This is a genomic window from Ornithinimicrobium cavernae, assembly GCF_003121625.1.
Classification (GTDB): domain Bacteria; phylum Actinomycetota; class Actinomycetes; order Actinomycetales; family Dermatophilaceae; genus Ornithinicoccus; species Ornithinicoccus cavernae.
Genome location: NZ_QDDJ01000003.1, coordinates 309,897 through 335,812, shown reverse-complemented (window position 1 = coordinate 335,812; position 25,916 = coordinate 309,897). Strand labels below are relative to the sequence as shown.

Genomic DNA, 25,916 nt, shown 5'->3' with positions numbered 1-25,916 from the left:
AGGACGCCCCATGGCGGTGCGCCCGAGGCGTCAACATGGAGCACGCGCAGCGCAGCGAGCATGAACGACGTTGACACCGACCAGCACCGCCAGACACTGGCCACCGAGGAAGGACCCACCCACACCGATCACGTGCATAATGCCGCGTTGCGTTGGATCCACCCCGTAACTGGCCTGGGCAAGCATCTGCAGGAGCAATCCTGCGGTTGACTCCGAAGGCCAGTGGCCCCGAGCACTTCTGCAGTGGCAGATCTCCACCCGCTTACGTGAGGGACGAGCGCTCGCTCAGGGACGCAGGGCACTGCGCCGCTGTCGAAGGTGCTCGAGCTCTGCGTCGTTGCGGCACAGCGCGATCGCCTCGTCGTAGGCCTGCTGCGCCGCCGCCGCGCGCCCCGTCCTGGTCAGGAGCTCGGCGCGCACGGCCGCGGGCCGGTGACTGTCCGGCATACCCACCTCGTCGAGGGCAGCCAGGCCGGCCTCCGGACCGTTCGCCTCGGCCACCGCGACGGCCCGAGCCAACCGGGCCCCCGGCGAGGGCGCGACCCGCAGGAGGAGGTCGTAGTGGCCCACGATCCGGTCCCAGCGGGTGTCGGTGCTGCTCGGGGAGGTGGCGTGCTCGGCCGCGACCTGCGCCTGCAGCACGTAGGCGACGGTCGCCCGCGAGAGCGTGCGCACCCCACCGAGACTGCGCAGCAGGGCCAGCGCCTCGGCGACCTCGTCGGCGTGCCACCGCAAGCGGTCCTGGTCCGCAAGGAGGACGAGCTCACCGCTGGTCCCGACCCGGGCGTCCCGTCGCGAGTGCTGGAGCAGCATGAGGGCGAGCAGGGCGACCAGGACCGGCTCGGCCGGGCGCAGCCCGAGGACCACCCGGACCAGCCGCACGGCCTCCCCCGCCAGGTCGACCCGCAGCAGGTCGGTGCCGCTGCCGGGGGCGTAGCCGGCGGTAAAAGCGAGGTAGGCGGTCTGGGCGACCACCTCGAGCCGCGCCGGCAGGGCGTCGGTCCCGGGCACCGCGAACGGGATGCCGGCAGCCACGATCTTCTTCTTGGCCCGGGTGATCCGGGCCGCCATCGTGGCCTCGGGGACCAGGAACAGCCGCGCCACGTCATACGTGCTCACCCCGAGGACCAGCCGCAGGGCCAGGGCACTGGACGCCTCAGGGGCCAGTGCCGGGTGGGTGCACATGAGGACCAGCCGCAGGACATCGTCCTCGACCAGGTCCCCTGGGTCGACCATGGCACCGGCTCCCGTCCCGCTCCGCTCCGCCTCGGTGACCAGCAGCGGCACCCGCCGCTGCCGCATGGCCTCGGCCCGCAACCGGTCCAGGACCCGTCGCCCGGCAGCGGTGTGCAGCCACGCCGCCGGGCTGTCGGGCACACCCTCGACGGGCCAGACCCGGGCCGCCGCCTCCACGGCGTCGCCGAGGGCGTCCTCCACCAGGTCGAGCCGCCGGTACCGCGCGAGGAGCAGGGCCACCAGCCGGCCCCACTCCTCGCGGACCACTCGCTCGAGCGCCTCGTCGGTCACGTGATGGCGATGACCGGGCGGATCTCGAGGGAGTAGGACGGCGGCAGCAGCGTCACGGCCTCGATGGCGGTGTCCAGGTCGGGCAGCTCGACCTCGTAGTAGCCGCCGATCATCTCCGTGGTCTCGGCGAACGGCCCGTCTGTGACGACCACCTCACCGTCGACGTGGCGCACCGTGGTCGCGGTGTCCGTGTCGTCCAGTGCAGCGCTGGCCAGCTCCTTCCCGCGCTCGGCGACAAAGGCGGAGAAGGCACCGTGCGCCTCGAAGAACGCCGCCCGGACCTCCTCCGAGGCGCTGCTCCAGTCCCATGGCTCGTAGGCGATGAGGATCAGGTAGCGCTTCACGAGACCCGTTCCTCGGGGGCCACGGTCCGGCGGATCTCGACGGCGTCGCCCAGCGCCGCGATGATCTTGCAGCACTCGGCCAGGTCGTCCAGGTCCTCGGTCTCCACCAGGTAGAAGCCACCGACGTGCTCGGCGGTCTCCGCGAACGGCCCGTCCGTGACGGTCTGCCCGCCCGGCTGGACGGTCCGCGCCTCCGACGTGGCGTGCAGCTCGGCGCCGCCGGTGATCCGGTGACCCCGCTGCGTGAGCTCCTGCCCGAACCGGGTGTACTCCGAGTAGCCGTCCGCGCGCTCCTGCCGGCTCATCGTCGACCACCACCGGTCGGCGTCCCCCACGATCACCACCATGTATTCCGTCATGTGTCCGATCCTCTCTGCTCCGGGCCGGCGTCGCTCGCCGACCGGGGTCGCGGGCGCGACCTCAACCCCATGACGGACGAGGACACCCGGAATCGACAACCGTCCCAAAGATTTCCGCGCGACACCCCTGGACTCTCAGGAAAACCGCAGGACGGTCCCAGCCTCCTACGAGATCGGTGCGCTTACCTGGGACTCACCGCGAGACAAGGAGCAGTCATGAGCAAGACCAACCCGACCATCTGGACGCAGGTGACAGCGGTCGGCCTGCTGTCCGCGATCCTCGCCTCCGGCGGCACGTATGCCGTGGTGCAGGCCAGCACCGACGAGCAGCCGGTCGTCCTCGAGACCACCTCCGGCTCCTCGCCCACCAGCGCCAGCAACGCGACCTACTCGCCCTCCACCGACTGGGGTGGCGTGGCCGCCAACGTCACGCCCAGCGTCGTGGCCATCAGCGTCGAGTCCGGCACCGGTGGGGGCGCCGGCTCGGGTGTCGTCTGGGACGAGTCCGGGCACATCGTCACCAACGCCCACGTCGTCGCGGGCGCCGAGAAGGTCCAGGTCACGCTGGCCGACGGCCGGAGCTACGAGGCGGAGATCGCCGGGTCCGACCCGTCGACGGACCTCGCCGTGCTGACCCTCACGACCCCGCCCGGCGACCTGCACCCGATCAGCGTGGGTGACGACGAGGAGCTCCGCGTGGGCGACCCGGTCATGGCGATCGGCAACCCGCTCGGCCTCAGCGGCACCGTCACGACCGGCATCGTCAGCGCGCTGGACCGTCCGGTCACGACCCAGGCAGCGGGCGGGGGCGGCGTGCGGCCCGGCGCGGTCGAGCAGGCCGAGCCGGTGGTCACCAACGCCATCCAGACCAGCGCCGCCATCAACCCCGGCAACTCCGGTGGTGCTCTGGTCGACAGCAACGGCGCGCTGATCGGCATCAACTCCTCCATCGCCAGCCTCGGCTCGATGGGTGGGCAGAGCGGCAACATCGGCATCGGCTTCGCGATCCCGGTCGGGGAGGTCTCCTCGATCGTGGAGCAGCTCATCGAGGACGGGACCGCCGAGCACGCCTTCCTCGGTGTGGGGCTGACCGACGCCACGGCAGAGAAGGACGGCGCGACGCTGCACGCCGCCGGCATCAGCCGGGTGGAGCCGGGCTCGCCCGCCGACACCGCCGGCCTGGCGGAGGGCGACGCGATCACCCAGATCGACGGCGAGCGGGTCAACGGCTCGCTGGCCCTGGTGGCGCAGGTCCGGCAGCGGACCGCCGGTGACGAGATCGAGCTGACCTACATCCGCGACGGCGAGGAGCTCACGCTGACGGTCGCCCTGGACGCCCGGGCCGACGGCTAGACCGGCCCAGACCCCTGTTCTGGCCACCTCGGATCGGCTAGGGTCGCTTTCCCCCCGTTCCCCGCCGATCCGAGGTGGCCCACCCATGTCCGAGCACGCCCACCCCCCAGATCCGACGGCGGAGACCTCCGCCCCGCCCCACGACACCACCGACCCCGAGCTGGCCCGCGAGCAGCAGTACCTCGTCGCCGCCAGGGGCGAGATGGCCCGGATGCGCGAGCACACCCTCGGCCTGCAGGCCCAGGCCGGCGACAAGATCGCCGGGGAGTACCTCGCCTACACGCTCTGGCGCCGCGCCCAGTCCCTGCTGGACGACCCGACCAGCACCCTGTTCTTCGGCCGGATCGACACCGGCCCGGACCACTCCCACGTCGCTGAGCGGCACTACATCGGCCGCCGCCACATCTCCGACGCCGACGGCGAGCCCGTCGTGGTCGACTGGCGCGCCGCCGTGTCCACACCCTTCTACCGGGCCTCGCCACGGGAGCCGATGGGAGTGAGCCTGCGCCGCCGGTTCGGGGTGGACCGCGGCCAGCTCACGGCATACGAGGACGAGCACCTCACCGCACCCCAGGCCGGCGACGTCGCCGACACCGGGCACAGCCAGATCCTGGCGCGGGAGATCGAGCGGCCCCGCTCCGGTCCGATGCGCGACATCGTGGCGACCATCCAGCCCGAGCAGGACGAGATCGTCCGCGCAGACGTCGGGACCACCATCTGCGTGCAGGGCGCGCCCGGCACCGGCAAGACCGCGGTGGGCCTGCACCGCGCCGCCTGGCTGCTCTACTCCTACCGCGACCGTCTCTCCCGCACCGGTGTGCTCGTCATCGGACCCAACCGGGCCTTCCTCGAGCACGTGGGCGCCGTCCTCCCGACCCTCGGTGAGATCGAGGTCGGGCACACCACGGTGGAGGAGCTGACCGGGCGCGCACGCGGCACCGACCCCGCGCACGTCGCCACGCTGAAGGGGGACGCCCGCCTGGCGGTGGTGCTCCACCGCGCGGTCTGGTCGCGCGTCCAGCGGGCGACCGAGGCCCTCGTGGTCCCGCGCGGGTCCCGCCGCTGGCGGGTACCGGAGTATGACGTGCAGGAGATCCTCGACGAGCTCACCTCCCGGGGAGTCCGCTACGACGCGGCCAGGGAGATGCTGCCGCGCCGGCTCGCGCACGCCGTGCTGGTGCGGATGGAACGCGCCGGGGACACCCCGGACGACCGGGTGCAGGACGCGGTGGCCCGGAGCAAACCGGTGCGGGACTACGCCAGGACGCTCTGGCCCGCCCTGGACCCCGCGGCGGTCCTGTTCGGGCTGTGGTCCGACGCCGCCGCCCTGGCCGAGGCGGCCGACCGTGTGCTGACCGGGGCGGAGCAGCAGCTGCTGCTGTGGGAGAAGGCTCCCCGGAGCAAGGGCTCGGCCCGCTGGACGCCCGCCGACACGGTGCTGCTGGATGAGATCGGGGACGTCCTGGAGCGCACCACGAGCCTCGGGCACATCATCCTGGACGAGGCGCAGGACCTCTCCCCCATGCAGCTGCGGGCGGTGGGCCGCCGCGCCTCCACCGGATCGCTGACCGTGCTCGGTGACCTGGCGCAGGGCACCACACCCTGGGCCACCCGCTCGTGGACGGAGTCCATGGAGCACCTCGGCAAGACCGGCGCCCACCTCGAGGAGCTGACGCGCGGCTTCCGGGTGCCCGCGGCCGTCATCGAGTATGCCGCGCGCCTCCTCCCGCGGATCGCGCCCGGTCTGGCGCTGCCCGAGTCGGTCCGGTCCAACCGTGGTCGCCTCGACCTCCTCCGTGCGGGTGGACGGCTGCTGCCCGCCACGGTCGACGCCGTGCGGGCAGCCCTGGAGGGCGCACCGGGCACGGTCGGCGTCATCGTCGCCGACGACACCGTCCCAGCCGTCGCGCGGGCCCTGCACGCCGCGGACCTCGAGCACACCCTGCTCGGCGTTGACGCAGCGGAGCCCCCGTCCGAGGTCGAGGGGGACGGGGCCGGGTTCCACGAGCCGCGCGTGCAGCTGGTGCCGGCGACCGTGGCCAAGGGGCTGGAGTTCGACCAGGTCGTCGTGGTCGAACCCGCGGCCATCGTGGCCGCCGAGCCGGACGAACGGACCGGGCTGCGCCGGCTCTATGTCGTGCTCACCCGCGCGGTCTCGGGCCTGACCGTCGTGCACGACGAGCCCCTGCCCGAGGGGCTGCACGACCCGCTCGCCGCCTGACCACTGGTCGGCCCCTGCTGCAGCGGTCCCGCACCAGCAGGCAGACTGGTCGCGTGACCGACCGACCCCTCGCGCCGGACGAGTGCACCCTCGAGGCGCTCAAGGCCTCCTGGTCCGCGGACACCACGGTGCTCGCCCCCGAGGCACCCGAGGCGCTGCGCGCGGCGGAGCTGGAGTTCGTGCTCACCCGGTGGTCCGAGCCGCAGCGGCGCTACCACACGGTGCAGCACCTCGCAGAGGTCCTGAGTGCCGTCGGGGAGCTGGCGGCCGCGGGTGAGGTCGACACGGTCGGCGCGCGCCTGGCGCGGTTGGCGGGCTGGTACCACGACGTCGCCTACGACCCACGGGCTGAGGCCGGGAGCAACGAGCACCGCAGCGCCGCCCTGGCCCGCGACCACCTCAACTCCCTCGGCGTCGCCCGGGGCACCGTCGACGTCGTGGAGGCCCTGGTCCTCATGACCGTCGACCACGACGCTGCGGGTGGGCCCGCCCTCCTGGCCAGCCGACGGCATACGGTCTCGGTGCTGCACGACGCGGACCTGTGGATCCTGTCCTCCCCCGCCGACCGCTACCGGCAGTATGCCGAGCAGGTCCGGTCCGAGTACGCCCACGTGCCGGACGAGCTGTTCAGGCAGGGTCGCTCGGCGGTTCTCTCCGGGTTCGCCGGCCGGGAGGTGCTGTACCGCACGGCGCACGCCCGGACCCACTGGGAGCCGGCGGCCCGCGCGAACCTCGCCACCGAGCTGGACCGGCTGCGCGGTTAGGCCTGCGCCAGGAAGCGCTCGACCAGGGGCCACCACGGCTGGTCCGCGCACCGGTCCTGCAGGGTCGCGCGGTCCACCCACTCGGCCGCCAGGATGTCGTCCGCCACCGGCGCCACCGGCTGCCGGTCGGCGACGCGCGTGCCGAACACCGCGATGTGGTTGTCGCCGACACCCCACGGGCCCCGCTGCTGGCCCTCGGCGACGGTGATCCGCTCGTAGCCGACCGGCCGCAGCACCGCCGGATCGAGCACCAGACCGGTCTCCTCGGCCACCTCCCGGACGGCGGCGAGCCGCGGCGTCTCCCCCTCGTCCCGCTTGCCGCCCGGCGGTGCCCAGCCGTCGCGACCGACGCTCTGCACCAGCACCATCCAGTCCGCGGGGTCGGCCACCAGCACGACGGAGGCACCGGCCGTGGCAACGGGCTCGTGGGGCGAGCCGACCACGTCGAGGACGTGCGGACCACCCACAGCGGCCAGCCCGTCGACGACCCGCGCGAGCGGGTGCTCGCCCTTGCGCTTGCGGAACCTCAGCCCGCTGGCCCGGAGGACCCGCGCCAGCTCCCGGTTGCCGACCGGCACCGCCCCGGCCGCGACCAGCTCCTCGTGGCGCTCTCCCGGCACGTCGTAGTGGTCGCCCTCGAAGGAACGCGACGGGATCCCGGCCGCCCGCGCGAACGTGTGCAGCTCCTCCAGCGAGGTGTCGCTGATCACGTGCGACCAGAGCCGACCGTGCGCCGGCCAGGTCGGCGGGTCGATCAGGATCACGCGGGTCTCCCTCCTCGGTGCGGGCGGCTCAGACCACCGCGCGCGGCGCATACATGATGACGGCCACGCCGGCCAGGCAGACGAGCGCACCGATGACGTCGTAGCGGTCGGGCCGGAACCCGTCGACGACCATGCCCCAGGCCAGGGACCCGGCCACAAAGACCCCGCCGTATGCCGCGAGGATGCGTCCGAAGTGGGCGTCGGGTTGGAGGGTGGCCACCACCCCGTAGAGGCCGAGGCTGACCACCCCGAGGCCGATCCACAGCCAGCCACGGTGCTCGCGGATGCCCTGCCAGATCAGCCAGGCCCCGCCGATCTCCAGGAAGGCGGCCAGGGCGAAGAGCAGCAGGGAACGCGTGACGGTCATCGAGGTGAGCGTAGCCGGGTTGTGGACAAGTTCTGCGGCACGGGGCCGATTGCGCCTACCTTCTCGGGCAACGGTCCGACCAGCCGGGTCGGGCCGCCCGAGGAAGGGGAGGGACCATGAGCAACACCTTTGCCGTCGACACCGCCCGGATCGCCGCGGCGTCGGGCGACATCCAGCGGATCTCGGCACAGATCGAGGGCGACGTCCGCGCCATGATGGCGCGGCTCAACGGGCTGCAGGACTGCTGGCGCGGCGGTGCGGCCGGCAACTTCGCACACATCACCCAGCAGTGGAGCGCCACCCAGGAGCAGGTCCGTGCGTCACTGCAGCAGATCTCGGTGGCGCTGAAGACCGCTGGCGACGACTACGACCTGGTCGAGCAGGCCAACCGGCAGCGGTTCACCGCCCAGTGAGGAGACGGCACCCGACACGTGTGAGGTGTCGGGTGCTCGGCCTGGTGACCGTCCCCACGCCGGTCACCGTCACGACGGGCCGGTGCCGCACGACGGACCGGTCACCGTCACCACGGGGCGGGTGCCGCGCGGCGGGCCGGTGCCGCACGACGGGGACATGGCGTCACCGCCGCTCGGGTGCCTCGTCCGGGTCGCTGGCACCGATCTGGCCGAGGCCCGAGCCACCCGTCGCCGGCGGCGGCACCTCCTGACCGATGACCGCGGGCTCGGCCCCGGGGCCGGTCTCCGCCCCGGACGTCGTCTGCCCTGACGGTGGCTGTTCCGCCCCGGTCGGTGCCGCCGCGGCCTGCTCGGCCTCGGCCGCGGCCTGAGCAGCCTCGATCCGGGAGGTGTTCAGCCGTGGCAGGGCCACGACCAGCAGGCACAGCTGCGCGACGCCGGCGAGGAGGAAGGGCATCCGCAGCGCCCACTCCCGCCCCAGCACCGGCTCGCCCAACGACACGAGGACACCCCCGAGCAGCGTGCCCAGTGAGATCGTCCCCCAGCCGAAGAAGCGGTAGACCGAGTTGACGCGCCCCAGCAGGTGGTCGGGGATGATCCGCTGCCGCAGCGACACCGTGATGACGTTCCACAGCACGATGAACAACCCGCTCACGACTCCCACCAGCCACACGAGCACCGCCGAGGACGTCAGGCCGATCACCAGGAAGGTCACGCCCATCCCGACGATCGAGACGAACAGGCTGGTGCCCGGGGTCAGCCGCGCCGACACGCGCTCGGCGACCAGGGACCCCACGACGGCCCCGACCGCCGTGCCGGTGATGACGATCCCGAACTGCCAGCCCTCGAACAGCCCGAGGATCTCCTGGACGAAGAGCACCATGATCACGAAGGCGAGGGCCGACAGCATGTTCATCGCGCCCAGCACGATGGCCAGGGTGCGCAGGAGCGCGTGGTTCCAGAGCCACCGGAAGCCCTCGCCCATCTCGGCACGCCAGCGGATCTTGCCCTCGGTGCGCTCGCCCTTGGGCAGGAACGTGCCGGTCAGCCCGAAGATCAGGGCGGCGCCGGCCGCCAGCAGCCCGGCGTTCAGGAAGAACGGCAGGGCCAGCCCCACCGCGATGATGACTCCACCCAGCGGCGGGCCGACGAAGTTGTTCATCGCGGTCTCGGCGCCCCACAACCGCCCGTTGGCCCGTTCCAGCTGCGACTTCTGGACGACCGAGGCCATCAGGGTCTGGGCGGCGTTGTCCCGCACCACCTCGGCGAACCCGAGCAGCAGGGAGGCCAGCGCCAGCATGAACAGCAGGAACCCTGCCCGCTCGGGTGCGGGCGCTCCGGCGGCAAGCTGCTCGGGTGTCGGCAGCGTGTTCTGGTGGAGCACCACGACCACGGCGAAGCCGGCGATGATGACGACCCGCACGACGTCCATCCAGGCCACCAGCACCCGGCGGTCGAACCGGTCGGTGATGACGCCTGCCGGCAGCGAGAACACCAGCCACGGCAGCCGCGACGCGAGGCCGACGAGGGCGATCAGCGTCGGGTCACGGGTCAGCGCAGAGGCCAGCCAGACCACGGCGACCGCCATCAGGCCGTCCCCGAGGTTGGTCATCGTGGAGGCGGTGAACAGCTTCCAGTAGTTCGCGCCCAGCGGGGCGGGCTTGCTGCGGGTCGCCGTCATGACCGCTCCTTCCGGTCCGGCAGGGAGGCGGCCGAGCTGGGGAAGACGCCCCACACCACGGCATACGTCGTGTCGCCGGCGCGCGGCTCGTCCGCGAACTCCAGGAGCAGATCGGCCAGCCGACGGCGGAACTCGCCTGCCCGCGCGTGCGGGACACGCACGTCGCGACGGTTGACGTCGACCACGCCCTGGACGTCCTCGCCGGCCGCGATCCGCGCCTCGATCTGACCGAACTCGGCAGCGGACCTGTCGAGCAGACGCTGCCCGTGCGAGACGGCCTCCCCCACCCGCTCGTAGAAGAAGATCCGTGCAGTCCGCCCCCAGTACCTCGCCTCGAGGGCCCGCACCTTCTCGGTCCGGACCACGGTGACGAGCCCGGCGTCGGCCAGCACCTGCACATGGTGGCCCACGGTGCCCTTGGGCTTGTCCAGCGCGGCGGCCAGCTCGGTGACGGTGGCGGCTCGGTCGCTCAGCATCCGCACGATCGCCTGGCGGGTCTCCTCGAAGAGGGCGCGGTACTGCGCCGGATCCTGGAGCACGAGCTGGTCGGCCAGCTCGTAGTCCGGGCTGCGCGGTGCCTGCTCGGCCCGAGCCGCACCGGCCTCAGCCGCACCGGCCTCAGCCGCGCCTGCCTCAGTCGCGTCTACCTCAGCCATACCGACCTCAGGCGCGTCTTCCTCAGCCGCGTCAGTGTCACCCCCGTCACCCTGATAGTCGATTTTTCCCGGACGTTCGGTCATACCAGTATGGTCGGCATATCCCGCCCATTTGTCAAGAGGCATTCTCCGACAGCCTGAGAGCCACCCCGACGCCGGGCGCACACGTGGCCGCGGACAGCACAACGGGGCGGCCTCCCGAAGGAGACCGCCCCGTTGCTGTTGTCCGCGAGGAACGCGGGAACTAGCGGGGTGGCTGGGTCAGAAGCCCATGCCGCCCATGTCGCCCATGCCACCGTCGCCACCCGGCATGGCCGGAGCCGGCTCCGGCTTGTCGGCGATGACGGCCTCGGTGGTGAGGAACAGCGCGGCGATGGAGGCGGCGTTCTGCAGGGCGGAGCGGGTGACCTTCACCGGGTCGGCCACGCCGAAGCCCAGCATGTCGCCGTACTCGCCGGTCGCGGCGTTGAGGCCGTGACCCGGGGTGAGGTTGCGCACCTTCTCGGCGACGACGCCGCCCTCGAGACCACCGTTGACGGCGATCTGCTTGAGCGGGGCCTCGATGGCCACCTTGACGATGTTGGCGCCAGTGGCCTCATCGCCCTCGAGGGAGAGCTTGTCGAACGCGCTGGACGCCTGGATCAGGGCGACGCCACCGCCGGCGACGATGCCCTCCTCGACAGCAGCCTTCGCGTTGCGGACGGCGTCCTCGATGCGGTGCTTGCGCTCCTTGAGCTCGACCTCGGTCGCGGCGCCGGCCTTGATGACTGCCACACCGCCGGCCAGCTTGGCCAGGCGCTCCTGCAGCTTCTCGCGGTCGTAGTCGCTGTCCGAGTTCTCGATCTCGGCGCGGATCTGGTTGACGCGACCGGAGATCGCGTCGGCGTCGCCCGAGCCCTCGACGATGGTGGTCTCGTCCTTGGAGACGACGACCTTGCGGGCGCGGCCCAGCAGGTCGAGCTCGGCGGTCTCCAGGGAGAGGCCGACCTCCTCGGAGATGACCTGGCCACCGGTGAGGATGGCGATGTCGGCCAGCATGGCCTTGCGACGGTCACCGAAGCCCGGAGCCTTGACGGCGACGGACTTGAAGTTGCCCTTGATCTTGTTGACGACCAGGGTGGCCAGGGCCTCGCCCTCGACGTCCTCGGCGATGATCGCCAGCGGCTTGCCGGACTGCATGACCTTCTCGAGGATGGGCAGCATGTCCTTGATCGCGCTGATCTTGGAGTTGAGCACCAGGATGTAGGGGTCCTCCAGGACCGTCTCCATGCGCTCGGTGTCGGTGACGAAGTAGGGCGAGATGTAGCCCTTGTCGAAGCGCATGCCCTCGGTGAGCTCGAGCTCCAGGCCGAAGGTCTGGGACTCCTCGACGGTGATGACACCCTCGTTGCCGACCTTGTCCATGGCCTCGGCGATCATCTCGCCGATCTCGGTGTCGGCCGCGGAGATGGACGCGGACTGCGCGATCTGCTCCTTGGTGTCGACCTCGGTGGCCATCGCGAGCAGCTCGGCGCTGACGACCTCGACGGCCTTCTCGATGCCACGCTTCAGCGCCATCGGGTTGGCCCCGGCGGCCACGTTGCGCAGGCCCTCGCGGACCATGGCCTGGGCCAGCACGGTCGCCGTCGTCGTGCCGTCACCGGCGACGTCGTCGGTCTTCTTGGCGACCTCCTTGACCAGCTCGGCGCCGATCTTCTCGTAGGGGTCCTCGAGCTCGATCTCCTTGGCGATGCTCACACCATCGTTGGTGATGGTGGGCGCGCCCCACTTCTTCTCGAGGACAACGTTGCGGCCCTTCGGGCCGAGAGTCACGCGCACGGCGTCGGCGAGGGTGTTCATACCCCTCTCCAGTCCGCGACGCGCCTCCTCATCGAAAGCAATGGTCTTGGCCATTTGGGTGGTTCCTCCCACAGGCTGAACGGGTTGGAGACCGGCCTCACGCCCGCGACGGACGAACCGGCCCCGCCGGGCTCACGTCGCGCCGGCGCGGCCGACCCTCGCTCGGTCGGTCATTGTCACTCTCATGGGTCGAGTGCTAAGTCAATGATTAGCACTCTCGGGGTCCGAGTGCAAATGTCTGGGCCGATCTGAGCACGAAACAGGCCTCCGTATGCCGCTCGCGCACCTCTCCGCGCGCCTCACCACGCATGTCACCGCCACGGCACGAGCGTCGCCCTGACACGTGCACGGCGACTACCCACGATTCGGCGCCGGCCGGGGTAGTTCCGGGGCACGTGTCGGGTTGCTGGGCGGCGTCAGCGGTCGTTCCGGGGCACGTGCACGGCAACTACCCACGATTCGGCGCCGGCCGGGGTAGTTCCGGGGCACGTGTCGGGTTGCTTGGCCTCAGCGCTCGGCCTCCAGGACGCCGCGCAGCCCGTCGAGGACTGCGGGGTCCTCGATGGTGGAGGGCACCACCGCCTCGTCCCCGTCGGCGATCTGCCGCATCGTCTTGCGCAGGATCTTGCCCGAGCGCGTCTTGGGCAGTGCGTCGACGATGTCCACCCGGTTGAGGGCGGCGACGGCGCCCACCTCGGCGCGCACCCGCTGGACCAGCTCGGTCCGGATCGTCTCGGCGCCGTCGGCGTCCGGCTCGACCCCGGCCTTGAGGACCACCAGCGCCCGCGGCACCTGCCCCTTGAGGGCATCGCGCACCCCGATCACCGCGCACTCGGCCACCGACGGGTGGCCCGCCAGTGCCTCCTCGATCGACCCGGTGGACAGCCGGTGACCGGCCACGTTGAGGACGTCGTCGGTGCGGCCCATCACGAAGACGTAGCCGTCCTCGTCGACGTAGCCGCCGTCCCCGGACAGGTAGTAGCCGGGGAAGGCCGACAGGTAGGCGGACACATAACGGTCGTCGTCCTGCCACAGGGTCGGCAGGGTGCCGGGCGGCAGCGGCTGCCGGATGCAGATCGCCCCCTCCACGCCGGGACCCACCGGCTGCCCGGTGGGGTCCAGGACCTGCACGTCGTAGCCCGCCGTGGCCGGCCCGGAGGACCCCGGCCTGATGGGCAGCTGCCCCAGGCCCATCGGGTTGATCGTGATGGGCCACCCCGTCTCGGTCTGCCACCAGTTGTCGATGACCGGGATGCCGAGGGCGTCGGTGGCCCACTGCCAGGTGTCGGGGTCCAGCCGCTCACCCGCGAGGAAGAGCGTGCGCAGCGAGGAGACGTCGTAGTCGGCCAGCAGCGCCGCGTCCGGGTCCAGCTTCTTGATGGCCCGGATCGCGGTCGGCGCCGAGAACACGCCGACCACGCCGTGCTCCTGCACCAGCCGCCAGTAGGCGCCCGCGTCGGGTGTCCCGACGGGCTTGCCCTCGTAGAGAACCGTCGTGGCCCCCGTCAGCAGCGGCCCGTAGACGATGTAGGAGTGGCCCACCACCCAGCCCACGTCGGAGCCGCAGAACCACGTCTCACCCGGCTGCACGTCATACAGGTTGGTCATCGACCAGCGCAGGGCGACGGCATAGCCGCCACTGTCCCGCACGATCCCCTTCGGCCGGCCCGTGGTGCCGGAGGTGTAGAGCACGTAGAGCGGGTCGGTGGCCGCCACCGCGACGCACTCGGCCGGGTCGATCGCCCCCGGCTTCATCAGCAGGCTCCAGTCCAGGTCGTGCTCCCCCAGCTCGGCCGGCGCCTGCTCCCGCTGGACGATGACGGTGTGCGCCGGCTTGTGGCTGGAGCGCCGGATCGCCTCGTCCAGCATCGGCTTGTACTCCACGACACGGGTGGGCTCGATGCCGCACGACGCGGAGACCACCACGACCGGCTCGGCGTCCTCGATCCGCGCCGCCAGCTCGGCCGGGGCGAAGCCGCCGAAGACGACCGAGTGGACCGCCCCGATGCGGGCGCACGCCAGCATCGCGATGACCGCCTCCGGGATCATCGGCAGGTAGAGGACCACGCGGTCGCCCTTGGACACACCCAGGTGACGCAGCACGCCGCCGAACCGTGCCACCTCGTCGAGCAGCTCGGCGTAGGTGTAGCGCCGCTGGGTGCCGGTGACCGGGCTGTCGTAGATGAGTGCCGTCTGGTCCGCCCTGCCGTGCACCACGTGCCGGTCGAGCGCGTTGAAGCAGACGTTGAGCACGCCGTCGGGGAACCAGGCGTGGAACGGCTCCCGCGAGGAGTCCAGCACGGTCCGCGGCCGGTGGATCCAGGTCAGGTCCTGCGCAGCGGCACCCCAGAACGCCTCCGGGTCACGCAGACTGCTCGCGACCACGTCGCGATAGCTGGCCAGGGCCTCCTCGCCCTGGGTCGTGGCGGTGCGGTCAGCGCGGGCATCGTTGCTCATGCCCCTATCGTGCTGCGTCGGCGCCCGCCTCGCGAGAGCGGGTCTCCAGGGTGCGGACCGCCGCGTCGCGCAGCGTGCTGTCCTGCAGGCCGAGACCGCGGGTCTTGGCCACCAGCCCGTCGACGTCCTGGACACCCAGGTCGAGGGCGGCGGCGAGCTCGGTCGCGAGATGCGTCAGCACCTGCCGCTGCTGGTCCACGAACTCCGGGCCGACGACCTCGCCGTGACCGGGCACGTTGAGCCGCGCGCCGCGCACGTGCGGGTGCTCCTGCAGCCGGGTGAGGGTCTCCCCCCACTCCAGCGGGAAGGAGTCGTCCATCGCCGGGTCGGCCCCCTGCTCGATCAGGTCGGCCCAGAAGACGGTGGAGACGTCGGGGACGGCGACCAGCAGGTCGTGGTCGGTGTGCCCCCGGCCACCGAAGATCAGGTATGCCGTGCGGTCACCCAGGTCGATCGGCGTCGTCTCCGCCTCGACCAGGTAGAAGGGCAGGACCACCTCGGTGTCGACGTAGGTCTGCGCGAGCTCGGGGCGCTCGGTGCGGCGCAGGTGCTCCACGACCTGGCTGCGCTGGTGCTCGGCCGTGCGCTGCAGGCTCTCCGCGGCGCCGACATGGGCATAGATCTGGGAGTCGCGAAACGCGGCGTTGCCGAAGCAGTGGTCGTAGTGGGCGTGGGTGTTGACCACGACCTGCTCCAGCGGGGTGATCTCGCGCACGGCCGCGGCCAGTGCCTCACCCCGCTCGGTGGTGCTGCGGGTATCGATGACCAGCGCCCGCTCGGAGCCCACGACCAGGCCGCAGTTGAGATCCAGCTCGGAGTGTCTGCGCACATAGGTCCCGGGCGCGATCTCCCGGAGGGCAGACGCGGACATGACCTTCACCCTAGGCGAGTCCGCCCCACCGCCCAAGCACGGGACGGCCCCACGGCCGCTTCCGAGCCAGGTGACATCGGACTGTCGTCAGATTCGACACCACAATGGTGTTGACATGACGTCATCATGGTGTCATAGTTGGCGTCATGGAACTCACCACATATGTCGAGCGGCTCCGGGCCGAGGTCGCTGCGGCCACCGAGCTGGGTGGACCGGAGATCACGGCCGCGGCCCAGCGCGTGCTCTCGGCCGTGGACCCGGCGATCCGTCTGGTCCTGCTGGAGGCGCTCACCGACGCCGCGGCCGAGATCACGACCGAGCTGCCGTCCGGGAGCATCGAGACCCGGTTGCGTGGTCGCGCGGTGGAGTTCGTGCTGGACGGCGTCGGCTCCCCCGAGGGGCCGGAGGACGCCTACCCCCACGACACCGAGCGGGAGCCGGTCGACGAGAGCGGCGACCAGATCCGCATCACGCTGCGTCTCCCCGAGGGCCTGAAGCAGCGGGCGGAGGAGCTGGCCAGCGAGGTGGGCCAGTCCCTCAACAGCTGGCTCGTGGACGCGGTCCGCGACGCGACCACCGGCGGCCTGCGGATCAACCTGCGTGGTCACGGCGTCCGGTTCGACTACCCGACTCCCCCCGGAGCGCCCCGGCCGCCGCGACCGCCGGGCTCCTCCACGGGACCCGGCCGACGGATGACCGGCTGGTCCTGACCCACCCGCGCCGGCCCGGGCGCAGCAGCGCCGACGCCCCTCCCGACCGACACCTTCAAGAGAACGAGGACACACCATGGACCGCACCTTCGAGACCCCCCGCCCGCCCGACCTCGTCGTCGAGATCGGCAGCGGCCACGTCGAGATCCTGGCCGGCGAGACCAACGGCCGCACCCTGGTCACCGTCACCGGCAAGGGTGCCGAGGAGACGACCATCGAGCAGCAGGGCAACGCGATCGCCGTGATCGGCCCCCGCTCCCGCCACGGCTTCAGCTTCACCTTCGGCAGCAGCCAGCTGACGGTCCGGATCAGCACCCCCCGCGGCAGCGGTCTGCGCACGAAGCTGGGCTCGGCCGACCTCGTCGCGACGGGTGCGCTGGGCACCTGTTCCCTGCGGTCCGGCTCGGGCGACAGCCAGCTCGAGGACACCGGCACCCTCGAGGCCACCTGCGGCTCCGGCACCCTGCACGTCGGCAGCGTCACCGGCGACGCCTCGCTGCGCAGCGGGTCCGGTGACCTCCGCGTCGGCAGCGTCACCGGCGCCCTGCAGGCCGTCACGGGCAGCGGCGACGTCCTCCTGGGCAGCCTCGGCCGCGAGTCCAGCGTCAAGAGCGGCTCGGGTGACGTGCGCGTCGAGCGCTGCGAGCGCGGCGCAGGGATCACCACCGCCAGCGGCGACATCCACGTCGCCGAGCTCAGCGGCGGACGCCTGGACGCCCGCACCGCCTCCGGAGACGTCGGCGTCGCGGTCACGGCGGGGCTGCCGGCGTGGACGGACATCCACACGATGACCGGCGACGTCACCTCGACGCTCGCCCAGCTCGGGCAGCCGGCCGAGGGCGCCCCCTTCGTCGAGCTGCGGCTGCGCTCGGTCTCTGGCGACATCATCGTCGGTCACCTGCCCGGCGAGCCGCACGGCGCGACCCGCCCAGCGGGCGGTGTCCGACCCACGGACGACCAGCCCGACGACCAGCCACCGGCCGAGCCGACCAGGCCCGTCACCACCGATCCGACCCGGACCCTCTGAGAGGAGGAACGCCATGTGCTACCCGATGGACGTCGACCTCGCCCGCGACCTGCACGCCGAGCGCAGCCGCACGCTGGAGGTCGAGAACCGTCTCGCCCTCACCGCCCGCGACCGCACCACGCGGAGCACCACCCGCCGCCGGTGACCCCCACCACGCGGCCTCGCAGCGGTCCCGCACGGCGGGCCAGCGCCGGCACAGCCACACAGATCGGCCCGGGAGTCAGGTGACTCCCGGGCCGATCGACGTGCGTCCCCGGAACGGGGCCGGGCTCAGCGGGTGGCGCAGCTCAGAGCTGCACGCCCAGCCGGCGCGCGGAGCGCGACTTCTGGCGCTGGGTGCGCATCCGGCGCAGGCGCTTGACCAGCATCGGGTCGTGCTCGAGCGCCTCCTGCGAGTCGATGAGCTGGTTGAGCAGCTGGTAGTAGCGCGTCGCGCTCATGTCGAACAGGTCCTTGATCGCCTGCTCCTTGGCACCGGCGTACTTCCACCACTGGCGCTCGAAGTCGATGATCTCGCGGTCGCGCTCGGTCAGCCCCTGGGGTGCGTCGGCGCCGGTGATCCTCGGTGCGGCTCCCATGTGCGATCCTTCTGTGCTCGTCGTCCGTCGGTGTGGACCCGACTGCTTCGCGCCCACTCTACGTCCCGAATGACACTGATGTCATTCCGACGTGCCGGACAGCACCGTGCCGGCCACGCGGCATACCCTGGGGCCGTGAGCCCGCAGCCCACCGCCACCCTGGCCGACCTCGTCCACCCGTCCTGGGCGCGCGCCCTGGAGCCCGCCAGCGGGATCGTCCGCGAGCTCGGCGAGTTCCTCCGCGCCGAGGTGGCCGCCGGCCGCGGTTACCTGCCCGCCGGCGAGCACATCCTGCGGGTCTTCGAGCAGCCGCTGGACCGGGTGCGTGTGCTCATCGTCGGCCAGGACCCGTACCCCACACCGGGTCACGCCGTCGGCCTGTCGTTCTCGGTGGCCCCGGACGTCCGGCCGGTCCCGCGCAGCCTGCAGAACATCTACGCCGAGCTGTCCACCGACCTGGGTATACCGACACCCGCCACCGGGGACCTCTCACCCTGGGCGGAGCACGGCGTGCTGCTGCTCAACCGGGTGCTGACGGTCCGGCCGGGCGCCCCCGCCAGCCACCGCGGCAAGGGTTGGGAGCAGCTCACCGACCTGGCGATCGCCGCGCTCGCCGCCCGCGGCGGTCCCCTGGTCGCGATCCTGTGGGGGCGCGACGCGCGTTCGCTGGCGCCGGCGCTGGGGGACGTGCCCACCATCCAGAGCGCACACCCCTCGCCGCTGTCCGCGCGCGGCGGGTTCTTCGGCTCCCGACCGTTCAGCCGCGCCAACGAACTGCTCGTCGCGCAGGGCGGCACGCCCGTCGACTGGATGCTCCCCTGATCCCAGCCAGATCTGCTGGCAGTCGCTATGGTGACCGGAACCACGCCCCCGGACTGCTAAGGCTCCCACCATGAACTCGTTGGTCCTCGCCCTCATCGGTGTGGGCATGATCCTGGCCGGCTACTTCCTGTACTCGAAGTACCTGGCCAACCGGATCTACGCCCTCGACGACGCCCGCCCCACGCCCGCCCACCAGTTCGAGGACGGCGTGGACTACGTGCCGACCAACAAGTACGTGCTGTGGGGCCACCACTTCACCTCGGTGGCCGGCGCCGCCCCCATCGTCGGTCCGGCCGTGGCCGTGATCTGGGGCTGGCTACCGGCGTTCCTGTGGGTGACCCTGGGCACCGTCTTCTTCGCCGGCATGCACGACCTCGGCGCACTGTGGGCCTCGGTCCGCAACCGTGGACAGTCGATCGGCGCCCTGTCTGGCCGGTACATCGGTGCCCGAGGCCGCAACCTGTTCCTGGTGGTCATCTTCCTGCTCCTGCTGATGGTCAACGCCGCCTTCGCGGTCGTCATCGCCAACCTGCTCATCGCGACCCCGACCGCCGTGATCCCGACCTGGGGTGCCCTGATCGTGGCGTTCCTCGTCGGTCAGGCCATCTACCGCTACAAGTGGAGCCTGCCGCTCGTGTCCGTGGTCGGTGTCGTGGCGCTCTACGCCCTGATCGTGATCGGCGACAACGTGCCGCTCGCGCTCCCGGAGACCGTGATGGGCCTGCCGGCCAACGCCTTCTGGATCATCGTCCTGTTCGTGTATGCCGGCATCGCCTCGATGCTGCCCGTCTGGATGCTCCTGCAGCCGCGTGACTACATCAACGGTCTGCAGCTGTTCATCGCACTGGGCATCCTCTACGGCTCGGTCCTGATCGCCCGCCCGCAGGTCGTGGCCCCCGCGTACAACGAGAACGTCCCGGAGGGCACGCCGGGCATCCTGCCGCTGCTGTTCGTCACCATCGCGTGCGGCGCCATCTCCGGCTTCCACGGCATGGTCAGCTCGGGCACCAGCTCCAAGCAGCTGGCCAAGGAGAGCGACGCCCGCTTCGTCGGCTACTTCGGCGCGGTCGGCGAGGGACTGCTCGCCCTGGGCGCGATCATCGCCACGACGGCGGGCTTCCGGACGCTGGCCGACTGGGAGAACGTCTACCAGGCCTTCAACGACGGCGGCGTGAGCGCCTTCGTCAACGGTGGTGGAGCCATCATCGAGGCCGGTCTGGGCCTGCCCCAGTCCCTGTCCGCGACGATCATGGCCACGACCGCGATCCTGTTCGCGGCGACGACCATGGACACCGGGGTGCGGCTGCAGCGCTTCGTCGTCCAGGAGATCGGCGACATCGCCGGCGTCACCCTGCGCAAGAACCTCGCGACCGTCATCGCAGTGGGCGTCGGCCTGGCGCTCACCTTCGGCGCCGGCGCGGACGGCTCCGGCGGCATGCTCATCTGGCCGCTGTTCGGCACCACCAACCAGCTGATGGCCGCGCTGACCCTGGCGATCATCGCGATCATGCTGCTGCGGCGCGGACGCACGCCGCTGCCGGCGCTGATCCCACTGGTGTTCGTCGGCGTCATGACGATCTACGCACTGTTCGTCCAGCTGGGCACGTTCTACCGCGAGGGGAACTGGCTGCTGCTGGTCATGGACGTCGTCATCCTCATCGCCGCCCTCTGGGTGATCGTGGAGGCCTTCGCCGCGATGCGGTCGGCCCGCAGCTACGACGGCGACGACGACGCAGAGCTGGCCGAGCTGGCCACGGAGGCGTCCGCCGAACGGGCGGGCGACCACACAGTCCGCGACTGACACAGGTAGCCTCCCGGTGATGGAGGACTCCGACCAGCCCCGCAGCCGCCTGTCACAGGTGGCTGCGGGGCTGCGTGACTTCTACAGCGGCCCCTACCGGCGCACCTTCGCCCGCGCCCAGCAGGACGAGGACGACCTGTTCCTGGTCATCGTCATGGCCGAGGCCCTCGGCGTCCCGAACCCGGCGAGCTACTACACGGTGGAGCTCCTGCCCGTCGTCTACGACCAGTTCCACGAGTGGCACCGCCGGATGGGCCTGGACCGCTCACCGCTCGACCACTTCTCGTGCTGCTGAGCCCACCGCACCACCCCCGGCCCAGCACCGACCTACGGAGGAGCCCGATGGCCCGCCCCCTCACCGATCTCGCCCGGCAGCGGGACGTGCTCTTCGTCGGCGGCAAGGGCGGTGTCGGCAAGACCGCGGTGGCCTCCGCCCTGGGCCTGTCCGTGGCCCGCACGGGCCGACCGGTCCTCGTCGTCTCCACCGACCCGGCCCACAACCTCGGGCACCTCTGGCAGCGCACGGTCGGTGACTCCCCCGTCGATCTCGCCCCGCGGCTGCGTGGGCTGGAGATCGACCCGGCGCGCACGACCGACGAGCACCTCGGCGCGGTCCGCGCCACCCTGCGCCGCCTCATGGCCGACCACCTGCAGGGCGAGGTCGACAAGCACCTCGACCTGGCCCGGGACGCCCCGGGCACGCACGAGGCCGCCGTCCTCGAGCGCATCGCCGAGGTTGTCGAGCAGCGCCCCTCGGAGGAGCTGGTGATCTTCGACACGGCCCCCAGCGGTCACACGACCCGGCTCATCGCCCTGCCCGAGCTGATGCAGGCCTGGACGGAGGGGCTGCTGCGCAGGCAGGACCGGTCCGCCCGGTTCGGCGCCGCCCTGCGCGGCCTGGAGGGCGCCGACTACGACGCCGCCGAGCTCATCGGCTCGCGGCGGCTGCCTGGCTCAGGCACCTCCATCGGCCCCCGACGCACCCAGGACCGCCGGGCCCGGCGGGATGAGGAGATCAGGACGGTGCTGGACCGCCGCCAGCACCGCTTCCGGCAGCTGCGGGAGGTGCTGCAGGACCGGTCGCGCACGGGGTTCGTGGTCGTCGCGGCTGCCGAGCGGCTGCCGGTCCTGGAGTCCATCGAGCTGCACGAGCAGCTCACGCGCTCGGGGATGGACGTGGCTGCCCTGGTGGTCAACAAGCGCTCACCCGCCGACGCAGGGGAGCTGCTCGCCACCCGCCGGCAGGTCGAGGACGGGTATGTCGCGCAGCTCACCGCGGCCCTTCCCGCCCTCCCGGTCACCGAGATCCCCCTCCTGCCCGGTGAGGTGCTCGGCGAGAACGGGCTCGAGGCCCTGGTCGCCCACCTCGGCTGACCGGCCGTGCCCGGCAGACGGCAACGCCGCGCCGGACAGCCCGGTGGGACGCGCCAGGATGGACCCATGGCAGGAAGCGCACGCACCGGAAGCATCCGACCCGAGCCCCGCCCCTGGCGTCGATACGTCGCCCTCGGCGACTCCATGACCGAGGGCCTGGGTGATCCGGGGCCCGACGGCGGTCTGATCGGCTGGGCCGACCGGCTGGCGGCGCTGCTGTCCGCCCATGCCCCGGACTTCAGCTACGCCAACCTCGCGGTGCGGGGACGCAGGCTGCACGACATCGCCGGACGGCAGATCGACGTCGGGCTGGGTCTCCGACCGGACCTGGTGAGCATCATCGGCGGCGGCAACGACATCCTCCGGCCGGGCGCGGACCCCGACGCCCTCGCCGCCGAGCTCGAGGAGGGCGTCGCCCGCCTCCGCGCCACCGGGGCCGACGTGCTGATGGCCACCCCGTCCGACCCGGCCGGCGCCCCGGTCGTCGAGCGCACCCGCGGGCGCGCCGCGATCTACCTCGGTCACCTCTGGTCGATCGCCGAGCGACAGGGTGCCTACCTGATGAACCAGTGGTCCTTCCGCTTCCTCCGGGACTGGCGGATGTGGGAGCCGGACCGGATCCACATGAGCACGGAGGGGCACCGGAGGGTGGCGCTGGCGGCCTACGAGACCCTCGGGCACACCGCGGCAGAGGCCGACTGGAGGATCCCGCTGCCCCCGCAACCACAGCCGGGCCGCCTTGAGTCCCTGCGCGACAACGTGGTCTGGGCCAGGCAGTATGCCGCCCCCTGGGTCGGACGGCGCCTGCGCGGCCGGTCCTCCGGGGACCACATCGACCCCAAGCGGCCCGTCCTCGGCCCCGTCGGGACGGACCAGTGAGCCGGGCGCTGCACCACGTCGACCTCTGGGTCGACGACCTGGACCGGGCGGAGGCCCAGTGGGGCTGGCTGCTGGGCCGGCTGGGATGGTCCCCGCACCAGGGCTGGGGCACGGGCCGGAGCTGGATCCACCCGGACGGCACGTACCTCGGGCTGGAGCAGTCCCCCGACCTGGTGCCGGGAGGGCACGACCGCCACCGGGCCGGGCTGAACCACCTTGCGCTGACCTGCGCGGACCGTGCGGCCCTCGACAGCCTGCGTTCGGCTGCCGGTGAGCACGGGTGGCACGAGCTGTTCGGGGACCGCTACCCGCACGCCGGTGGCACGGAGCACACCGCGCTGTTCCTGGAGGACGGGCAGGGGTTCGAGGTCGAGATCGTCGTGGGCGGAGCGTGAGCCGCAACCCACAGCCCTCCGGCTACCCCGGGTAGACGTGGGTGTCCGTGGCCTTGAACGACACCCACACCGCGGCCCCGGCGGCCAGGTCCAGCTCCGCGACCGCGGCGGGCGTGACGTCCGCCAGCACGGGCGGGTGCCGGGGTGCGGCCACCTGGACACGCACGGTGTGCGCGTGCTGCTCCAGACCGGTCACCTGACCGGCCCACACGTTGCGTGCGGAGCCCTCGGGCCGGCGGCGGTGCAGCGTGACCGAGGTGGGCGGGAACGCGACCAGGGCGGCGCCCTCGACCTGGTCGGCGACGTGCAGCACCCCGCCGGCGTCGAGGGTGACCGTCTCGCCCGAGCCCCTGCCACGGTGCAGGTTCAGACCGACCAGGCGCGCGACATACTCCGTCCGCGGGGCCCGGGCCACCTCCGCCGGGGTCCCGTCCTGCACGACCCGGCCGTCCTCGAGCACGACGATGCGGTCCGCGACGACCATCGCGTCGATCGGGTCGTGGGTGACCAGGAGGGCGCTGCCCCCGAACTCCCGCAGGTGCCGGGCCAGGTCGGACCTGACCCCGAGCCGGGTCGCCGCGTCCAGCGCGGCCAGCGGCTCGTCGAGCAGCACCAGCCGGGGGTGCGTCGCCAGCGCCCGGGCCAGGGCGACGCGCTGCCGCTGGCCGCCGGAGAGCCGCGCGGGCAGGGAACCGGCCTGCTCGCGCAGGCCCACCCGGTCCAGCCAGGCCGAGGCCTCGTCCCGGGCGACCCTGCGACGTGCGCCGCGGGCGCGGGGACCGAAGGCGACGTTGTCCAGGACGGTGAGGTGCGGGAACAGCAGGTAGTCCTGGAACACCATCCCCACCTCGCGCCGCGCCGGCGCCACGTGGGTGGCCGCGGCCGGGTCGTCCAGCACGCGGCTCCCCAGCATGATCCGGCCGGACCGCAGCCGCAGCAGGCCGGCGAGCGTGTGCAGGACCGTGGTCTTGCCGGCCCCGTTGGGTCCGAGCAGGGCCACCACCTGGCCGGCGGGGACCTGCAGGTCCACCTCCAGGCGGAAGGTCCCGCGGGTGAGGCGCAGGTATGCCGCGAGGTCACCGTCGGCGGTGACCTCCGGCCGGCCGGCGGCCGGGGACAGCAGGGGACCGGGGGTGGGGTTCACGGTGTTCCTCCCCCGACCCACCGGCCGCGGAGGGCGACCAGCACCACGACCGAGACCAGGAGCAGGAGCAGGGCCAGCACGATCGCGGCCTCGGGGTCGGACTCCAGGGTGAGGTAGACCGCCAGGGGCATGGTGCGCGTGACGCCCGGGAAGTTCCCGGCGAAGGTGAGGGTCGCCCCGAACTCGCCGAGCGCCCGGGCGAAGCACAGGACCGCGCCCGCCGAGATGCCCGGTGCGACCAGGGGCAGGGTGACCCTCCGGAAGGTCGTCCACCGACCCGCACCGAGCGTGGCCGCGGCGTCCTCGTAGCGTCGGTCGGCCCCGCGCAGCGCCCCCTCGACGGCGATCACCAGGAAGGGCATGGCCACGAACGCCTCGGCCAGCACCACGGCCGCGGTGGTGAACGGCAGACTGACCCCGAAGGCGGCATAGAGGTGCTGGCCGACCAGTCCGCGTCGACCCAGCAGGAGGAGCAGCGCGAGGCCACCGACGACCGGCGGCAGCACGAGCGGGACCGTGACGAGGGCGCGGAGCAGGCGGGTGCCCGGCACCTCAGCGCGGGCCAGTACCCAGGCCAGCGGCACCCCCAGGAGCAGGCACAGGAGCGTCGCGAGCCCGGCCGAGACCAGGGAGAGTCGCAGGGCCTGCAGGACCCCCGGGGTCGACAGGTGGGCGCCGAGGTCGCCCCACGGGGTGCGCACGAGCAGGGCCACCAGGGGCAGGAGCAGGAACAGCAGTCCCAGGGCGGCCGGGAGCAGCAGCACCGGCGGGATGCCGCCTGCCCTGCGCTCAGGGGAGGTCAAAGCCGGCCTCCCCCAGGACCTCCCGGCCGCTCGCCGAGAGGACGAAGTCGACGAAGGCCGTCGCCCCGTCCGGGTCGGGCGCCCCCGTCAGCACCGCGATCGGGTAGTCGTTGGCCGCGTCGCCCGCACCCGGGACCTCGAGTCCCTCGACGTCCGCGCCGGCGGCCAGGATGTCGGTGCGATAGACCAGCGCGGCGTCCACCTCGTCCAGACGCACCCGCGTCAGCGCGGCCCGCACGTCGTCCTCGTAGGTGTCCGGCGCCGCTGTCAGCCCCGCCGCCGCGAGGAGCTCGGCCGCCGCCGCACCGCAGGGGACCTCCGGGGCACACAGGGCGATGGTCAGCTCCTCGCGGGTGAGGTCTGCCAGGGTGCGGACACCGCCCGGGTTGCCCGCCGGCACGGCGATCTGCAGGCTGTTGCGCGCGAACACGGCGGGATCACCCTCGACCAGGCCGGCCCGGGTGACCCGTCCCATGGTCTCCGGCGAGGCGGTGGCGAGGACGTCGGTCGGGGCACCGCCGAGGACCTGGTGCGCCAGGGTCGAGCTGCCCGCGAAGCCGAAGGTCACCGTGGCACCCGGGTGCGCGTCCTCGAACTGCTCGCCCAGCTCGGTGAAGGCGCCGCTCAGCGACGCGGCGGCGAAGACGGTGATCTCACCGGGCGGGCCGTGACCGGCGTCCGGTGCGGACCCTTCGCCGCAGCCCGTGAGCAGGAGGGCCAGCACGGGACCGGCTGTCGTGACAGGACGGTGGCGGGGCACGGCGACC

At 72.3% G+C, this 25,916-nt stretch carries 28 protein-coding genes; 14 read left to right on the top strand and 14 right to left on the bottom strand.

All coding sequences use genetic code 11. The features are described from left to right. The coding region (locus tag DA085_RS20870) for a hypothetical protein (protein WP_237565316.1) at nucleotides 1-210 on the top strand (210 nt) is incomplete at its 5' end. Nucleotides 211-285: 75 nt separating this feature from the next. Here the strand turns inward: DA085_RS20870 and DA085_RS04905 are convergent. The 3 genes from DA085_RS04905 to DA085_RS04895 are packed head-to-tail and all read right to left on the bottom strand — an operon-like array spanning nucleotide 286 to nucleotide 2,230. Then, nucleotides 286-1,527 carry an RNA polymerase sigma factor gene (locus tag DA085_RS04905; protein ID WP_109471801.1) on the bottom strand — a complete coding sequence of 414 codons (1,242 nt, stop codon included), beginning with the start codon at nucleotides 1,525-1,527 and terminating at the stop codon, nucleotides 286-288. Then, the gene (locus tag DA085_RS04900; protein ID WP_109471800.1) at nucleotides 1,524-1,871 is read right to left on the bottom strand and encodes a YciI family protein; all 348 of its coding nucleotides are present in this window, start codon (nucleotides 1,869-1,871) and stop codon (nucleotides 1,524-1,526) included. Before DA085_RS04900 ends, DA085_RS04905 begins: the two co-directional genes overlap by 4 nt. Further along, a complete protein-coding gene (locus DA085_RS04895) occupies nucleotides 1,868-2,230 on the bottom strand; it encodes a YciI family protein (protein ID WP_109471799.1) in 363 nt (120 codons plus the stop codon). Before DA085_RS04895 ends, DA085_RS04900 begins: the two co-directional genes overlap by 4 nt. 216 nt (nucleotides 2,231-2,446) lie before the next feature. Here DA085_RS04895 and DA085_RS04890 point away from each other — a divergent pair, with 216 nt between their 5' ends. The 3 genes from DA085_RS04890 (at nucleotide 2,447) to DA085_RS04880 (ending at nucleotide 6,568) form a co-directional block, all read left to right on the top strand. Then, nucleotides 2,447-3,583 carry a S1C family serine protease gene (locus DA085_RS04890; RefSeq protein ID WP_237565315.1) on the top strand — a complete coding sequence of 379 codons (1,137 nt, stop codon included), beginning with the start codon at nucleotides 2,447-2,449 and terminating at the stop codon, nucleotides 3,581-3,583. An 85-nt stretch (nucleotides 3,584-3,668) separates the two neighbouring features. Continuing rightward, entirely contained in the window at nucleotides 3,669-5,804 is a 2,136-nt protein-coding gene (locus DA085_RS04885) for a HelD family protein (RefSeq protein WP_109471798.1), read from the top strand. A 53-nt stretch (nucleotides 5,805-5,857) separates the two neighbouring features. Beyond that, nucleotides 5,858-6,568 (top strand): HD domain-containing protein, encoded by a 711-nt coding sequence (locus DA085_RS04880; RefSeq protein WP_109471797.1) that lies wholly within the window; start codon nucleotides 5,858-5,860, stop codon nucleotides 6,566-6,568. Here the strand turns inward: DA085_RS04880 and DA085_RS04875 are convergent. Both DA085_RS04875 and DA085_RS04870 read right to left on the bottom strand, forming a co-directional pair. Next, entirely contained in the window at nucleotides 6,565-7,332 is a 768-nt protein-coding gene (locus DA085_RS04875; RefSeq protein ID WP_419866498.1) for a DUF4031 domain-containing protein, read from the bottom strand. The genes DA085_RS04880 and DA085_RS04875 overlap by 4 nt on opposite strands. 28 nt (nucleotides 7,333-7,360) lie before the next feature. After that, complete coding sequence (locus DA085_RS04870) at nucleotides 7,361-7,699, bottom strand: YnfA family protein (protein ID WP_109471795.1); 339 nt, start codon at nucleotides 7,697-7,699, stop codon at nucleotides 7,361-7,363. Between the two features lie 116 nt (nucleotides 7,700-7,815). On the opposite strand from DA085_RS04870, the gene DA085_RS04865 reads away from it, so the two are divergent. Next, nucleotides 7,816-8,112 carry a WXG100 family type VII secretion target gene (locus DA085_RS04865; RefSeq protein ID WP_109471794.1) on the top strand — a complete coding sequence of 99 codons (297 nt, stop codon included), beginning with the start codon at nucleotides 7,816-7,818 and terminating at the stop codon, nucleotides 8,110-8,112. Between the two features lie 163 nt (nucleotides 8,113-8,275). On the opposite strand, the gene DA085_RS04860 is transcribed toward DA085_RS04865, so the two are convergent. The 5 genes from DA085_RS04860 to DA085_RS04840 all read right to left on the bottom strand — a co-directional run bounded on the left by DA085_RS04860 (nucleotide 8,276) and on the right by DA085_RS04840 (nucleotide 15,616). Further along, nucleotides 8,276-9,793: an MFS transporter gene (locus DA085_RS04860; protein ID WP_109471793.1), complete on the bottom strand. Its 1,518-nt coding sequence runs from the start codon at nucleotides 9,791-9,793 to the stop codon at nucleotides 8,276-8,278. Further along, a complete protein-coding gene (locus tag DA085_RS04855) occupies nucleotides 9,790-10,449 on the bottom strand; it encodes an ArsR/SmtB family transcription factor (protein WP_109471792.1) in 660 nt (219 codons plus the stop codon). The genes DA085_RS04860 and DA085_RS04855 overlap by 4 nt, the downstream gene beginning before the upstream one ends. A gap of 261 nt (nucleotides 10,450-10,710) precedes the next feature. Beyond that, entirely contained in the window at nucleotides 10,711-12,342 is a 1,632-nt protein-coding gene (gene groL, locus DA085_RS04850; protein ID WP_109471791.1) for a chaperonin GroEL, read from the bottom strand. A 453-nt stretch (nucleotides 12,343-12,795) separates the two neighbouring features. Then, on the bottom strand, nucleotides 12,796-14,745 hold the full coding sequence (locus tag DA085_RS04845) for a propionyl-CoA synthetase (RefSeq protein ID WP_109471790.1): 1,950 nt from the start codon (nucleotides 14,743-14,745) through the stop codon (nucleotides 12,796-12,798). Between the two features lie 4 nt (nucleotides 14,746-14,749). Next, nucleotides 14,750-15,616 carry an MBL fold metallo-hydrolase gene (locus DA085_RS04840; RefSeq protein WP_109471789.1) on the bottom strand — a complete coding sequence of 289 codons (867 nt, stop codon included), beginning with the start codon at nucleotides 15,614-15,616 and terminating at the stop codon, nucleotides 14,750-14,752. Between the two features lie 146 nt (nucleotides 15,617-15,762). Here DA085_RS04840 and DA085_RS04835 point away from each other — a divergent pair, with 146 nt between their 5' ends. The 3 genes from DA085_RS04835 to DA085_RS21805 all read left to right on the top strand — a co-directional run bounded on the left by DA085_RS04835 (nucleotide 15,763) and on the right by DA085_RS21805 (nucleotide 17,498). Next, a complete protein-coding gene (locus DA085_RS04835) occupies nucleotides 15,763-16,326 on the top strand; it encodes a pilus assembly protein HicB (RefSeq protein WP_109471788.1) in 564 nt (187 codons plus the stop codon). 76 nt (nucleotides 16,327-16,402) lie between these two features. Next, nucleotides 16,403-17,353 carry a DUF4097 family beta strand repeat-containing protein gene (locus DA085_RS04830; RefSeq protein ID WP_109471787.1) on the top strand — a complete coding sequence of 317 codons (951 nt, stop codon included), beginning with the start codon at nucleotides 16,403-16,405 and terminating at the stop codon, nucleotides 17,351-17,353. A 13-nt stretch (nucleotides 17,354-17,366) separates the two neighbouring features. After that, nucleotides 17,367-17,498, top strand: a complete 132-nt coding sequence (locus DA085_RS21805) for a hypothetical protein (protein ID WP_272914474.1) — start codon at nucleotides 17,367-17,369, stop codon at nucleotides 17,496-17,498. Between the two features lie 142 nt (nucleotides 17,499-17,640). Here DA085_RS21805 and DA085_RS04825 read toward each other — a convergent pair whose 3' ends face one another. Further along, entirely contained in the window at nucleotides 17,641-17,931 is a 291-nt protein-coding gene (locus DA085_RS04825) for a DUF3263 domain-containing protein (protein ID WP_109471786.1), read from the bottom strand. A 135-nt stretch (nucleotides 17,932-18,066) separates the two neighbouring features. Here DA085_RS04825 and DA085_RS04820 point away from each other — a divergent pair, with 135 nt between their 5' ends. The 6 genes from DA085_RS04820 (at nucleotide 18,067) to DA085_RS04795 (ending at nucleotide 23,202) form a co-directional block, all read left to right on the top strand. Next, entirely contained in the window at nucleotides 18,067-18,753 is a 687-nt protein-coding gene (locus DA085_RS04820) for a uracil-DNA glycosylase (protein WP_237565314.1), read from the top strand. Between the two features lie 70 nt (nucleotides 18,754-18,823). Beyond that, entirely contained in the window at nucleotides 18,824-20,554 is a 1,731-nt protein-coding gene (locus DA085_RS04815) for a carbon starvation CstA family protein (protein WP_109471784.1), read from the top strand. Nucleotides 20,555-20,573: 19 nt separating this feature from the next. Then, nucleotides 20,574-20,849, top strand: coding sequence for a cory-CC-star protein (locus DA085_RS04810; protein ID WP_109471783.1), 276 nt, complete (start codon nucleotides 20,574-20,576; stop codon nucleotides 20,847-20,849). Between the two features lie 47 nt (nucleotides 20,850-20,896). Further along, on the top strand, nucleotides 20,897-21,928 hold the full coding sequence (locus tag DA085_RS04805) for an ArsA family ATPase (RefSeq protein ID WP_109471782.1): 1,032 nt from the start codon (nucleotides 20,897-20,899) through the stop codon (nucleotides 21,926-21,928). A gap of 66 nt (nucleotides 21,929-21,994) precedes the next feature. Next, on the top strand, nucleotides 21,995-22,807 hold the full coding sequence (locus DA085_RS04800) for an SGNH/GDSL hydrolase family protein (RefSeq protein WP_109471781.1): 813 nt from the start codon (nucleotides 21,995-21,997) through the stop codon (nucleotides 22,805-22,807). Continuing rightward, nucleotides 22,804-23,202: a VOC family protein gene (locus tag DA085_RS04795; RefSeq protein WP_109471780.1), complete on the top strand. Its 399-nt coding sequence runs from the start codon at nucleotides 22,804-22,806 to the stop codon at nucleotides 23,200-23,202. The genes DA085_RS04800 and DA085_RS04795 overlap by 4 nt, the downstream gene beginning before the upstream one ends. 22 nt (nucleotides 23,203-23,224) lie before the next feature. Here the strand turns inward: DA085_RS04795 and DA085_RS04790 are convergent, their stop codons facing one another. The 3 genes from DA085_RS04790 to modA are packed head-to-tail and all read right to left on the bottom strand — an operon-like array spanning nucleotide 23,225 to nucleotide 25,909. Next, on the bottom strand, nucleotides 23,225-24,346 hold the full coding sequence (locus DA085_RS04790) for an ABC transporter ATP-binding protein (protein ID WP_237565313.1): 1,122 nt from the start codon (nucleotides 24,344-24,346) through the stop codon (nucleotides 23,225-23,227). Continuing rightward, complete coding sequence (locus DA085_RS04785) at nucleotides 24,343-25,149, bottom strand: ABC transporter permease (protein WP_109471779.1); 807 nt, start codon at nucleotides 25,147-25,149, stop codon at nucleotides 24,343-24,345. Before DA085_RS04785 ends, DA085_RS04790 begins: the two co-directional genes overlap by 4 nt. Beyond that, nucleotides 25,136-25,909 carry a molybdate ABC transporter substrate-binding protein gene (modA, locus tag DA085_RS04780; RefSeq protein ID WP_109471778.1) on the bottom strand — a complete coding sequence of 258 codons (774 nt, stop codon included), beginning with the start codon at nucleotides 25,907-25,909 and terminating at the stop codon, nucleotides 25,136-25,138. Before modA ends, DA085_RS04785 begins: the two co-directional genes overlap by 14 nt. Nucleotides 25,910-25,916: the final 7 nt, after the last annotated feature.

Excerpts from the sequence above, each read along its gene's own strand:
- DA085_RS04890 (WP_237565315.1), top strand. The coding sequence starts at position 2,447 with ATGAGCAAGACCAACCCGACCATCTGGACGCAGGTGACAGCGGTCGGC.
- DA085_RS04800 (WP_109471781.1), top strand. The coding sequence starts at position 21,995 with ATGGCAGGAAGCGCACGCACCGGAAGCATCCGACCCGAGCCCCGCCCC.
- groL (WP_109471791.1), bottom strand. The coding sequence starts at position 12,342 with ATGGCCAAGACCATTGCTTTCGATGAGGAGGCGCGTCGCGGACTGGAG.
- DA085_RS21805 (WP_272914474.1), top strand. The coding sequence starts at position 17,367 with ATGTGCTACCCGATGGACGTCGACCTCGCCCGCGACCTGCACGCCGAG.
- DA085_RS04805 (WP_109471782.1), top strand. The coding sequence starts at position 20,897 with ATGGCCCGCCCCCTCACCGATCTCGCCCGGCAGCGGGACGTGCTCTTC.
- DA085_RS04870 (WP_109471795.1), bottom strand. The coding sequence starts at position 7,699 with ATGACCGTCACGCGTTCCCTGCTGCTCTTCGCCCTGGCCGCCTTCCTG.
- DA085_RS04810 (WP_109471783.1), top strand. The coding sequence starts at position 20,574 with ATGGAGGACTCCGACCAGCCCCGCAGCCGCCTGTCACAGGTGGCTGCG.
- DA085_RS04830 (WP_109471787.1), top strand. The coding sequence starts at position 16,403 with ATGGACCGCACCTTCGAGACCCCCCGCCCGCCCGACCTCGTCGTCGAG.
- DA085_RS04825 (WP_109471786.1), bottom strand. The coding sequence starts at position 17,931 with ATGGGAGCCGCACCGAGGATCACCGGCGCCGACGCACCCCAGGGGCTG.
- DA085_RS04860 (WP_109471793.1), bottom strand. The coding sequence starts at position 9,793 with ATGACGGCGACCCGCAGCAAGCCCGCCCCGCTGGGCGCGAACTACTGG.
- DA085_RS04865 (WP_109471794.1), top strand. The coding sequence starts at position 7,816 with ATGAGCAACACCTTTGCCGTCGACACCGCCCGGATCGCCGCGGCGTCG.
- DA085_RS04845 (WP_109471790.1), bottom strand. The coding sequence starts at position 14,745 with ATGAGCAACGATGCCCGCGCTGACCGCACCGCCACGACCCAGGGCGAG.
- DA085_RS04835 (WP_109471788.1), top strand. The coding sequence starts at position 15,763 with ATGGAACTCACCACATATGTCGAGCGGCTCCGGGCCGAGGTCGCTGCG.
- DA085_RS04840 (WP_109471789.1), bottom strand. The coding sequence starts at position 15,616 with ATGTCCGCGTCTGCCCTCCGGGAGATCGCGCCCGGGACCTATGTGCGC.
- DA085_RS04895 (WP_109471799.1), bottom strand. The coding sequence starts at position 2,230 with ATGACGGAATACATGGTGGTGATCGTGGGGGACGCCGACCGGTGGTGG.
- DA085_RS04815 (WP_109471784.1), top strand. The coding sequence starts at position 18,824 with ATGAACTCGTTGGTCCTCGCCCTCATCGGTGTGGGCATGATCCTGGCC.
- DA085_RS04885 (WP_109471798.1), top strand. The coding sequence starts at position 3,669 with ATGTCCGAGCACGCCCACCCCCCAGATCCGACGGCGGAGACCTCCGCC.
- DA085_RS04855 (WP_109471792.1), bottom strand. The coding sequence starts at position 10,449 with ATGGCTGAGGTAGACGCGACTGAGGCAGGCGCGGCTGAGGCCGGTGCG.